Origin of the sequence: Cohnella nanjingensis, assembly GCF_014212125.1 — a bacterium.
GTDB lineage: Bacteria > Bacillota > Bacilli > Paenibacillales > Paenibacillaceae > Cohnella > Cohnella nanjingensis.
Genome location: NZ_JACJVP010000020.1, coordinates 22019 through 33861 on the forward strand (window position 1 = coordinate 22019; position 11843 = coordinate 33861).

Consider the following 11843-nt stretch of genomic DNA (forward strand, 5'->3'; position numbering starts at 1 on the left):
GTTATTCAACCAATAGGGGGTCATTCGGATGTCCGCAATTCGAAAATGGGGTACCGTCTCGCTGAGTCTGGCTTTGTCCGCCGCGCTCATGGCGGGCTGCAGCGGCAAGAACGGAGGGAACGACGCAGGCGGCAGTGGCGCGCAAGCTACCGGCTCCGGCGCGTCCGAGAGCGCTTCCGCCAGCGGCGACGATCTGAAGCCGATCAAGCTGACGTTCTTCGACAAGAACACCGGGGACGCGTTCACCAACGACGTCGCCCAAGAGATTACGAGGCGTACGGGCGTCACGGTCGAGATTCAGCAGCCGACCGGCAATCCCGCGGAGAAGCTCAATCTGATGCTGGCGAGCGACGACCTGCCCGATCTCGTGCTCATGGACCGCAGCAGCGACATCGTGAACAAGTATATCGCCGCTGGCGCGCTGCTGCCGCTCGACGACCTGATCGAGCAATACGGGCCGGACGTGAAGGAGATGTACGGCGACGTACTGAACAAGACGCGCTATACGGACGGCAAAAACTACTACCTGTCGAACTGGTACGGTTATGAGGAAGGGGAGCCGGTCTTCGGCTTCAACCTGAAGAAGGACGTGCTGACGGAGCTGGCGCCGGACAAGGCGGAGGGCGGACAGCCGTTCACGGCGGACGAATTCGAGGACTTGCTCAAGCGCTTCAAGGAGAAGTATCCGACGATCAACGGCAAGCCGACGGTCGCGCTGACGATGGACGGCTCGAATATGGGCGCCGTGACGGGTACGTTCAAAGGGATGTTCGGTTTGAAGACCTATTTCGAGACGGACGGCAAGCTGCAGTACGACGTCGAGGATCCGAAGTACCGCGAGATGATCCTCTATATGAACAAGCTGTACCGGGAAGGTCTGATCGATACGGACTGGGCGATCAACAAGAAGGAAGCCTGGCTGCAGAAGCTGTCCTCCGGCGCGGTGTTCGGCACGCCGGGCGCGTATTGGGATCTCGGCGACGCCAATACGGCGTTGAAGAAGGCGGGCGGGCCGGACAAACAATTCTTCTCGTACAAAGTCGTCGGTCCGGGCGTCGATCCGGCCAAGACGACCTACGGTCCGAAGGGCTCCCTCGGCTGGGACGCGATCGGCATCACGAAGGCGAACCGGGATCCTGAGCGCACGATGAAGTTCATCAATTTCCTGGCGAGCGAAGAAGGCCAATACCTGCTCATGTGGGGCGTCGAAGGCAAGTACTGGGATATGAAGGACGGCAAGCACGTGCCGCGTCCCGAAGTGCTGGAGGGCTTCAAGAACGATTGGACCAACTACTCCAAGACGAGCGGCATCCGCAAATGGACTTGGTTCATCAAGGGCGGCAAAGGAACCGACGGCACGGTATACGACCTGGCCGGCCGGTATGAACGCAACGAGGTCGACAAGATGGCGATCAAGAATCTCGCGGATTCGACCTGGCGCACGGACACGTACGACAATCTCGGTCCGCAGGGCGGCACGCCGGAAGCGCTCCTATCGCAGAAGGTCAACGACATCATGACGCAATCGGTCACCAAAGCGATCATCGCGAAGACCGATGCGGAAGCCAACGCCATCTTCGACAAGATGCTGGCCGACATGAAAGCGGCGGGCAGCGAGAAGGTCGAGAAGATCATCAACGAGAACTACAAACAGCGCTTGAGCTTGTGGCAGTAAATCATCGAGACGGAGGCCGGCGCGATATTTGCCCGGCCTTCCGCTATGAAGAATTGGGGGAATCCGGGATGAGCATCGCCAGGACGGAACAAGAGAATAGAGCGGCGATCGACAACGGCCGGATCCGCATCGCATGCGATCTGGAACAAGGGAGCTTCTCCATCGAATGGGACGGTCTCGGCTCTCTTCGCCGCGCGTACGGACGGGTACTTCTGGGAGGCGTCATGCGGTCGACGGCGGACGCGCGCCGTCGGTCCTGCCGGATCGAGGAGACGGCGGACGCGTTCGGCCAAGGCGTCGCGCTATCGGTCATTCACGAGCTGGACGGAGAGATCACGCTTCGGCAAGTATTCCGCGTCTACGAAGGGCTGCCGTACGGTCTGATCCGATTGGAAGCGATTGTCGCGGATCGCCTGTCGACGAACGAGATCGCGCCGATCTATGCGAAGCGGCGGGACGGGGAAGACAACGGGGTGCTGCGGCTGGAAGGCGAGGCTGCGGCGGGAGATCCGCTGCTCGCTTTGCTCGTGCCGTTCGACAACGACAAATGGGTGCGTTACGCGTCGGTGGCGATGCCGGACCGGATGGAGAGCTACGAGGCGACAGCCGTCTATCGGGAGAACGACCGTCGCGGATTCGTGTTCGGATCCGTGTCGCACGAGACTTGGAAGACGGGCATTCAAGTGTTCGGCATGTCCGATCGCACGGTGGATCGGCTGGCCGTCTACGGCGGAGCGGCCGGCGACTACACCCGCGACACGCTGCCGCACGGGTTCGTGACGGGAGCGGTCGTCTCCTCGCCGGACGTCTTCGCGGGCGCGTTCGCGGATTACCGCGCGGGGCTCGCGGCATTCGGGGACGCCAACGCGCGCGTCGTGCCGGCGCTGCCGTGGGAGGGCCCCGTCCCGTTCGGCTGGAACAGCTGGTCGGCGGTAGGCGGGGAGCTCACGTACGACAGCTACGTTACAGCGTCCGACTTTATCCGGGAGATGCAAGGGAAGGGCTTCCACGACCGGGATACGACGTATCTGAACTTTGATTCGTTCTGGACGAATCTGAGCGAAGAGGAGCGGCGTGGCGCGGTAGCCCACGTGCACGCCAACGGGCAGAAGGCCGGGACGTACTGGACGCCGTTCGCCTATTGGGGAACCGTCGAGGAGGCAGCGAATCGCCTGGTGGAAGGGACGGACGGCCGCTATACGTACGCGGATCTGCTGCTGCGCGACGAGGCGGGCCGGGTGCTGCCGGATCTGGACGGAGGGCTCGCGATCGACCCGAGCCACCCCGGGAACTTGATGCGGACGGCATGGACGCTGCAGCAGTTCGTGGAGGAAGGCTTCGAATACGTCAAGCTGGACTTCATGGGTCACGGCGCCCTGGAGGGGTGCCACTTCCTGCCGGAGATCGAGACGGGCGTTCAGGCGTACAACTACGGCATGCGGCAGATTCTCGCGCATCTCGATCCGGCGAAGATCGGCCGGCCGTTCTTCATCCATCTGTCCATCGCGCCGCTGTTCCCGCATGGTTACGCTCACGGCCGCCGCATCTCCTGCGACGCATTCGGCGAGCTGAAGGATACGGCCTACATGCTGAACTCGCTCACCTACGGTTGGTGGATTCACCGCACGCTGTACGCCTTCAACGATCCGGACCATACCGTACTGCACAAGAGCTACAACCATCCGCCGACGTCCAAACACGAAGGGCGCAGCCGGCTGAATGCTTCGCTGATCGCGGGAACCCTCCTGCTCATGGGCGACGACTATCGCATATCGGAAGCCCGAGACCGCGCGCGCGTATGGCTGGCGGAGCAAGCGCCGATCGCGATCGCGCGGCGGGGCGAGACGTTCCTGCCGCTCTCCGGCGACGTCGGAGACCGGGCAACGCAGGTATTCTATCGTCACGATCGGGTAGATCGGGGAACGGAGACGTACGTCGCGGTGTTCAACTACGACCGGGATCGGCCGGCCGAGATCTCCGTCGATCTGGCGCGCATGGGGCTGAACCCCACGAAGACCTGGTCTTGCGCCGACCTGTGGGCGCATACGCAGACCATTTTGTCCGGCGACTGGCGCGTACCGCTCCTGCCGGCCGAATCGAAGCTCTTCCGCCTGCGGGACGAGGGGTGACGGCACGCATACGAAAGGGGCTATCCCAAGCCATGCATACGGCTGAGGGATAGCCCCTGTTTTTTAACCAGGCTCTGTTAATTATTGATGTTGATTTTCCAATCTTCGAGGCAAGAAATGTTTTTTTGATAGAACATGCAGTAGACCGGTAGACGGTCGAAACTCGTTTCTCTACTTAAGGCAAATCCAAATCTTCGATACAGATATACGTTCTCTTTATTTTCCGTATCCAGCGCGACTCCCAGGGAGGTCTTATCCGCATTGACCCTATTCAACAGATGGTTCAGCAGTGCTTTGCCGACGCCCTTGCCCTGAATCTCCGGTTCCACGCCGATCATGATGAGGTAGTGATGCGCCGATGGAGGAGCGGAAGATGACCTTGTGACTCGCATATAGGCGTTAAGGAGATGCAACGTTCTTCCGGACATGCGAAATAACAAAGGAACCAGCCTTCCGATGAGCAACAGGCCTCCCCATATACGCTGAAGCTGGTTTGCACGCGGCTTCTCTACGATATAGGCGCCGAGCAAGCTTTCATTTTCGAAACATCCCCACACTTCTTCATGGAGCAAAAAGCTCTTATCGAACATAAAGGATACAAAAGATTTTACACGACTTCTTGCTGTGTTATCGAGCTCGGAGTCGCCGAATAAATAGAGGAATAATGGATCTCGGGAAAATGCCTTGCTCATGAGCGCAACGAAGAAGGCTTTGTCCGACTTTGACAGCTTGGATATCATGGATATTCTAGGCGAAGCCTTCATGCTTCTTCACCGCTAATGCGTTCCGATTCACCATAATGATCAACGGCGAAGCTAAATAACACTTTAAGCATAAACAATAAACTGATGATCAGCATATAGGGCGATATTCCCGGCAGCATGGGGATGCAGCCCAGGCCAATAGACAGGAGCAAGCCCGCAACAAATCGTTGCGATTGCTTTCCGATAAGGGCGTTTACGACAAAAGTTCCGATAATCGTATACGCCCATACCCCTACCGAATGCCAAATATCAGTATGGAGAAGAAGCGCAACAAGCACGATATGGAGATGTATCGCAATGAATACGATTCGATTCGTTTTTCTCGCTTCATAAAAGTTGCTTGTTGAAGCCGTAAAATTGGCAATGCAGCCGGAAAAAATATCGAATGTCAATAATAATGCCAGAGCGCTGCGCCATACCGGCAAATGGCGGGTCATTTCGGGGAAAATCCAATACAACGAAGTAGTCAGCGTTCCGCCAAAAAGCAGTATCGCCAGAATAGACCCAATAGACTGTATCTCGCCAAAAACATCATGCAAAAAAGAAGGGATTCGTATTAATCTCATTTCATTACACACTCCCGTTTATATAGTTATGTACTAAATGTATATAATTACTATAAAATCATTATAACTATGTAGATTCAAGGATTCAATAGTTTTATACTCATTTCATTGAATTACTATAAAACTTGAGTTACACTACATATGAGGTGGAGAAGATGGATGGTTATGAAAGACGGAAACAGAAAAAAATGGAACAAATATACGGCGTGTCGTTTGAGTTGTTTTCCAAACATGGCTTTCAGAAGGTCAGCGTGAATGAGATTGCGCATAAAGCGAAGGTTTCCCCAGCTACCATTTATAACTACTTCGGTACAAAAGAACGGCTCTATGCCGATACGTTGATGAACTGGATGGACAAGCAGCTAGCGCTGTATGAGAACATTCTTGATTCCGGGCTGTCTTTTCCCGTGAAGACGAAAGAAATCATGCTGTTGGAAGCCAAAAACTTAAACATGTTAGCGGATGAATTTCCAAAGGTCCCATCCTCTGAGTTGAGCGGATTGATGCAAATGATGGAGAACTACAGCGAACAGAAGGTCGTGCGCTTTTTTGGGAAGTTTGTCGCGCTTGGGAAGCAAGAGGGTTATATCCATAAAGGTCAAACGGAAGAGATGACGATGCGTTACTTCACGATGTTCAAGAATGAGCTGGGCCGGCATTGGGAGGCATCGAATCAAGAACGCATAACCCGGAGTATCGAGCAATTGATGGAGTTGTTCTTTTATGGGTTAGTGGGACAGGTGCAGCAGGGGGATCAGGGCGAGAGCCCAAACGAATCTGCCTTCTGAAGAGTCCGTTCAACTGATGCAGTTCCAGACTATGATTAGCAGGAAATGAACGGCGAAGGCTGCCGATCATAACGATCAGCAGCCTTCTTTACCTAACGGGCAGTTCAGTGGAATAAATCAGAAGATGGATGGAACTGCCGTAAATGTTCTGCCGTCCTTCACATAGTGAATGCCCTTCTCGTCTTCTTGGAATGACGTCAACTTTTTCTTGGTGCCGGCCTTGATCTGGAAGAGGTTTGCCTCGGCCGCGTGTACGAAATATTCGGCGTAGTCGCCCGGATAGGGGATCGTATAGGTTTGACCGCTAAAGACGAACGAACGCGTTAGCGCCTTTTTGCCGGAATCGCCGGTCACGTCGCCGGCCATGGCGGCTGGCGACTGAACCAGCGCTTTTTCCGATAAGTTTAAGTCGAAGATCCGGTCTTGCGGACCGTTCGCGGTCTCCCCTCCGGGTCCTTCGCCAGAAGGCAAAACGAGCTGTCCGTCACGGACTGCAGGCAGCTCGCCAGGCGGATAATACGAGGCGTTCGATTCCGTTCCGTCCGCCATTCGGAAAGAAAGCGGGAATGCTTCGCCGCCGTTCTTGTCAACGGCATAGGCATAGAAGTTCAGTCCGTGACAATCGGCATACTGCGGAACGAGCAGAAAGACGTCGGCATCGGCAAACGCCAGCTTCGTCATTTGTACGATGTCCGCCGAGGGCTGGATGAAAGTCATTTCCGGCAGTTCGTCAATCACGACTCCGCTTTCTTTTCCTCTGGTATATACGACCCGGTAGCTGCCTTGAAATTGCATATCCGTCTCTTTGCCCATACAGCTCGCAGCGCCGAGCGTTTCCTGCTTTTCCCCGTTCAGCGGCACGACCTGCAGCTTGCCCGTCTCCGCTGTTCCTTCCGCCCGTACAACGGCGGCAGAAATTCCTTCGTTCTTGCCGCTGCCTTCGGTTCCTGCGCCGACAACAGGGTGGTTCCCCGAGGGGGCGGATGGCACCGCGTCCTGAAGCCGCACGACGATAAAGACAGCAAGCAGCACCGCTGCCGCTCCGACGAGCCACGTCGCCACCGCGGCGCTCTTTCGTCTCCTCGGATCGCCCTTACCGGCGATTCGTTTTTCGATTGCCTGCCGCGCCCTCGCATCGAAAGAGTTGCCGACAAAAGGCCCTTTGCGTGCGCGTTCATACCACGCAGGTTTGTCATGACTCATGACCGCACCTCCTTCAGGTTCTGCTCTACTTTTTCCCGGGCGCGATGCAACCGGGATTTGACCGTACCCGTAGCAATGTTCAGCAACTTCGCCATTTCTTCCGTTGACAGCTCGTACCGGATATCAAGCACCAATACCTCCCGATATTGGTCTGGCAGTTTCATAATCACGTCCCAGATGTCGTCCACATACCGGTCCTCCATATATTCGGTTTCGGCCGAACGGCCAGATTGGATGGACGTAATCGATGCAAACAGATTCACCTTGCGGAAAAAGGTGGAGCGCCTATAGCGGAACGCCGTGTTTCTCGTAATCGTCAGCAGCCATGTTTTCAAAGAGGATTGTCCCCGGAACGTTTCGATGCGGTAGTACGCTTTAATAAAGACATCCTGTGTAACATCGTCTGCAAGCTCCCTGTTCTTGGTCAAGAAATAGGCGTAATTCCAAATATCGCTCCCGTATTGAGCCATAATGTCCCGCAACGACGCGTCGTCCATCGTCGTCATATGCTTCAAAAATTCGTGCTCCACTGCTTTCACCTCACCAATTAGACTCAAGCAGCGAACAATTGGTTCCCAAATAAAGAAATTTTCGTTCAATCAACATTCAGCCAACTTTCAAAATTTCAGGAATAAATTCCGTACAAAAAGACCTGCACTTCTCTGCAGGCCTTTCGGGGTAATACGTTGCAGCGGGAGCGGACATCTTGTTCTACGACACTTCAAAATCCGCAGCCAACTTGGCAGACAAAGGGGTTTGGTTTCCTTCGATTTGCTTCACGAGACGATACTGTCCGGGTTGGAGCTTTCGGGTAATCCAGACCTCTTCCTTAAAAGATCCACCAGGCGGTATGATAGTGGCAACAGCCGGTACCGCCATTTCATTCGGCACCAACTTCCAACCGGCGGCCTCTTTTTTATAGATACCGTATCCATACCCCAAATATAAATCCGTTGGTCCTGCATTATAAATGGATAACGCTGTTTGTCCTGCATCCGCTGCCGGCGGTTTTAAGTTGAGACGAGCATTCAGTTCATTGGGGGGGACAAAAAGGGGAGAGATAAAAGTGTCTTCCACAAGTCCCTCGGGAGAAAGAATTTCTATGCTAAGGAGATAATTTGTATCCGGATGTACGGGCATTTTGTGTGAAAAATCAAGTCGTCCATCAACCGTGTTTTTATGATCTGCCACGTATTCTGCAATCTGTTCGACTCGTTTTCCGGTTTGGTCCCGGCTTGTCAATTGAAACCGCACAGACCGCCCGTCTGGAATCATACCTAATGCAGCCACAACTTGACTATCTGCTTCCGTGTCTCCGGAAGAGTAGGAAGTAATGAGATTGAATCCGTTTTCCTCTTCAAACCATTTCCCTGTTGTCGGATGGTAATCGTTAGCGGCGGCTAACGCCTGCTCCCGAGGGAGCCTGGCAGAGCGTTTCACTTGATCTGGATTGCCGACCGTATCTATTAATTGAGCGACAGTTGTATCTACAACTACAGATGGAGTGCTGACCGAATCCGAGCGTGGTTGACCTTCACAACCTGACGACACCAAACTCAATGCGATAACCATAAGCATTTTTCGCAACGCAGTCACCCCCCGGAGATCGTGTTCCAACTTGCTAAATCAGTCGAGCAAAGGTAACGAAATGATGAATTCAGTCCCTTTTCCTGGTTCACTTTGGACAGATACATCGCCTTTCATTGAACGTATTAATTGATAAGAATACGTTAGCCCAACTCCGGTGCCTTTGGTTTTTGTCGAAAAATAAATGATTCCCAGCCGGTCAACTTGCACCTTACTCATACCGATCCCGTTATCAAGTATCGTTATCTTCGCATAACGGGACTCGCGGTAAACGCGAATGGAAACTTGCCCATTAGAGACGGAAGTACACGCCTCTATCGCGTTTTTTATAAAGTTAATAAGCAATTGCTTCATTTCATTTGGATTTGCAGAAACATTGATTTCTTGCCCGTAATCGCTAGTGACTAAATGGACGTTATTCATGTTCGCGTATGGTGTCATGATGTCGACGATTGCGTTCAACAACCTCGTAAGATCAATTGGTTCATATACTTGTTTACTAGGTTTAGAAATGGAAAGATATTCGGAAAGGATGATCTCGGTCCGCTTTATTTCATCCATACAAATATCAATAAAGTGATTGGTCTTTTCTTTGGATATCGTATCATTCCGAATGATTTTTAAAAAACCGATAACTGCAGTCAACGGATTGCGAACTTCATGGGCAAGTGAGGCGGCGACATGATTAATGGTGTCGACTTTCTCGCTTCGAAGATATTCCAGGTAAAGCTGTTTGTCTGAAACAGCCTTATTAAATAGGGAAAATAATAACCAAATACCGAGGCAATTTTGTACTGGCATAGCTAGGATATTGAATGTCAAGTGCTCGATCACATAATGATGTTTGGTGACCAGCATTACGCAAATAGGAATAACGGAAAAACTGATCCCCGCCATAAAAATGATTAGCTTTCGCCACTCCGAATGGCGGCGGTATAGGACTGAAAGCAGGATGGATAAGCTAAAAGTAAACGCGAGAATAACCATCGCCGAAAACAATCCGGCGCCGCCCAACAACAAGCGGTACGTCGTGAACTCGATAAGCAGTATAAGACCTGTAACCATGCCGCCGAAAACCATTCCGAAAAACATGATCACATAGCGTATATCGAATATGATTCCTTCTTCTACGCTTGAAGGAAAGGTCATCGACATAAATAGGCAGATCATACACGTAATTATGATAAAGTTTTTTGAATAATTAATGGCTTTATCCCGATAGTAGATGTTGTACAGAACAAAGGGCGTCAAAGCGAACAGTAGTTGCAATAAAATGTCTTTTATGTATAACATTATTGTTCCCCCGCGCCAGCTTGAAAAGAATGTTGAGTTCTAGTATTCGGCGCTGTGCTACTTCTTCCTTCTAAGATGAACCGGCAAACGGGACGCGATAGCAAAAAAACAACAGACTGCCCAAAAAACGGCGGCCTGTTCAACGAATATCAGACTCCGAATACGGAAGACGCGAGGTCGATCCGTCTATTCCTCCCAGTCCTGGTAAGGACGATAGCCGATCTCCTCCAAAAACCAAACCCAAAAATCGATCGTCCGCCGCAAATCGGAGACGTAGAGCTCCAGATGATGGATCAGCCCCTGCGATAATGGATCTCCTCCCGACCAACTGTTCTATTTCCTGTTGTTACTCTCGCAATCCTATTCCTATTCTCTCATGAGGTCATCGAAGGAGTCGGCGTTTCTCCGCAGAATTATTAAGCGAGGAAAGATTGACGATTGGAAAGGAGCGGAGGCGCCCATGCAGCCGATCGGCGAAGGCCGGACCGCGGCCATCTTCGCGCAAGGTCAAGACCGTATTTTGAAACTGTACTATGCATTCATACCGGAGGAGGACGTTCGGTACGAATACCGGGTCAGCCGATTCGTCGCTTCCATGGACCTGGACGTGCCGCAAGTCTATGAGCGTGCGGAAGCGGACGGCAGGCAGGGGATCGTCTTCGAGCGGATCGACGGCGTGGCCATGCTTCGACAGATGATCGCCGAGCCGGAGGCGCTCGACGACCTTTCACGCCGGATGGCGCAACTTCACCTAGCCATTCATGGCAGCAACGTGCCGGGCGAATCGGGCTTGCTGAACCAGGCCGACTACCTGGCACGGCAGATTCGGCATACCGATCGGCTGTCCGAACGGGAGAAAGCCGATATCCTCGGCAACCTATCGCAGCTGCCCGCCGCGTCCGCGCTGTGCCACGGCGACTTCCATCCCGACAACATCATGTTAGGCGAGCGCGCTTGGACGATCGACTGGATGAACGGCATGACCGGCCATCCGGCGGGGGATGTCGCCCGTACGTTGCTGCTGCTGACTTATGGGACGTTGCCGGAAGACACGCCGGTGCCCATAAGGGATGCGCTGAATCGGACGAGAACGCGGATCCGCGAAGTCTATCTGGCGGAATATCTAGCCGGCTCCGACCTTACGATGGCGGAGATTGAATCTTGGTTTTTGGCCGTGACGGCCGCGAGGTTGGCCGAAGGGGTCCCGGACGAAGAGAAGACGACGCTGCTCGCGCTAATCCGGGAACGCCTGGAGGCGGGGCGAATGATGACCGAGGTGACGCTCCGGGAAGTGGTGGAGGCGGATCTGCCGATCTTCTACGAACATCAGTTAGATGAAGAAGCCAATCGAATGGCGGCCTTTACGGCGAAGGACCCGCACGACAAGCCGGCTTTCGCTGCGCATTGGACCAAGCTCTTGGGCGATGAACGAATCTTGGCCAGGACCGTTCTGGCCGACGGACAAGCGGCCGGGCACATCCTCAGCTACCCGTCCTTCGGCGAGACGGAGATCACCTACTGGATCGGCCGGGCGTTTTGGGGACAAGGCGTGGCGACGTCAGCGGTCTCGCAATTTTTGCGCGTGCAAGAGGAGCGTCCGCTGTTCGCCCGCGCGGCCAAGGACCACCTCGCTTCGCTCAAGGTGCTGGAGCGGAACGGGTTCAAGATCGTAAGCGAAGACCGGGGATTCGCGAACGCGCGAGGCGAGGAGATCGAAGAATACGTCTTGCGGCTGGGGGCCGAAGGCTAAGAGGCCCAGACGAACCCTATGCAAGAAACCGAGACACCCTGGCAGGGAGAGCGCCTCTCCGTTGCCGGGGTGTCTTTTATTTGGCATC

General features: G+C 53.8%; 10 protein-coding genes. 4 read left to right on the forward strand and 6 right to left on the reverse strand.

The features are described from left to right. Positions 1-28 precede the first annotated feature (28 nt). Positions 29-1675: an ABC transporter substrate-binding protein gene (locus H7C19_RS11565; protein WP_185142801.1), complete on the forward strand. Its 1647-nt coding sequence runs from the start codon at positions 29-31 to the stop codon at positions 1673-1675. 68 nt (positions 1676-1743) lie between these two features. Then, positions 1744-3804 carry an alpha-galactosidase gene (locus tag H7C19_RS11570; RefSeq protein WP_185142802.1) on the forward strand — a complete coding sequence of 687 codons (2061 nt, stop codon included), beginning with the start codon at positions 1744-1746 and terminating at the stop codon, positions 3802-3804. 77 nt (positions 3805-3881) lie between these two features. Here H7C19_RS11570 and H7C19_RS11575 read toward each other — a convergent pair whose 3' ends face one another. Together H7C19_RS11575 and H7C19_RS11580 are read right to left on the reverse strand one after the other, a co-directional pair. Beyond that, the gene (locus tag H7C19_RS11575) at positions 3882-4544 is read right to left on the reverse strand and encodes a GNAT family N-acetyltransferase (RefSeq protein WP_246469444.1); all 663 of its coding nucleotides are present in this window, start codon (positions 4542-4544) and stop codon (positions 3882-3884) included. A gap of 20 nt (positions 4545-4564) precedes the next feature. Continuing rightward, positions 4565-5134 (reverse strand): hypothetical protein, encoded by a 570-nt coding sequence (locus tag H7C19_RS11580; protein WP_185142804.1) that lies wholly within the window; start codon positions 5132-5134, stop codon positions 4565-4567. Positions 5135-5289: 155 nt separating this feature from the next. Between H7C19_RS11580 and H7C19_RS11585 the strand changes: the two genes are divergently transcribed. Further along, entirely contained in the window at positions 5290-5922 is a 633-nt protein-coding gene (locus H7C19_RS11585; RefSeq protein ID WP_185142805.1) for a TetR/AcrR family transcriptional regulator, read from the forward strand. 117 nt (positions 5923-6039) lie between these two features. Here the strand turns inward: H7C19_RS11585 and H7C19_RS11590 are convergent, their stop codons facing one another. The 4 genes from H7C19_RS11590 to H7C19_RS11605 form a co-directional block, all read right to left on the reverse strand. Next, positions 6040-6984, reverse strand: a complete 945-nt coding sequence (locus H7C19_RS11590) for a hypothetical protein (RefSeq protein WP_221469199.1) — start codon at positions 6982-6984, stop codon at positions 6040-6042. A 137-nt stretch (positions 6985-7121) separates the two neighbouring features. Continuing rightward, on the reverse strand, positions 7122-7664 hold the full coding sequence (locus H7C19_RS11595; protein ID WP_313731569.1) for an RNA polymerase sigma factor: 543 nt from the start codon (positions 7662-7664) through the stop codon (positions 7122-7124). Positions 7665-7836: 172 nt separating this feature from the next. Then, positions 7837-8697 carry an immunoglobulin-like domain-containing protein gene (locus tag H7C19_RS11600; RefSeq protein WP_221469200.1) on the reverse strand — a complete coding sequence of 287 codons (861 nt, stop codon included), beginning with the start codon at positions 8695-8697 and terminating at the stop codon, positions 7837-7839. Positions 8698-8751: 54 nt separating this feature from the next. Further along, on the reverse strand, positions 8752-10005 hold the full coding sequence (locus H7C19_RS11605; protein WP_185142808.1) for an ATP-binding protein: 1254 nt from the start codon (positions 10003-10005) through the stop codon (positions 8752-8754). Between the two features lie 460 nt (positions 10006-10465). Between H7C19_RS11605 and H7C19_RS11610 the strand changes: the two genes are divergently transcribed. After that, positions 10466-11755, forward strand: coding sequence for a GNAT family N-acetyltransferase (locus tag H7C19_RS11610; RefSeq protein ID WP_185142809.1), 1290 nt, complete (start codon positions 10466-10468; stop codon positions 11753-11755). The last annotated feature ends 88 nt before the right edge of the window (positions 11756-11843 follow it).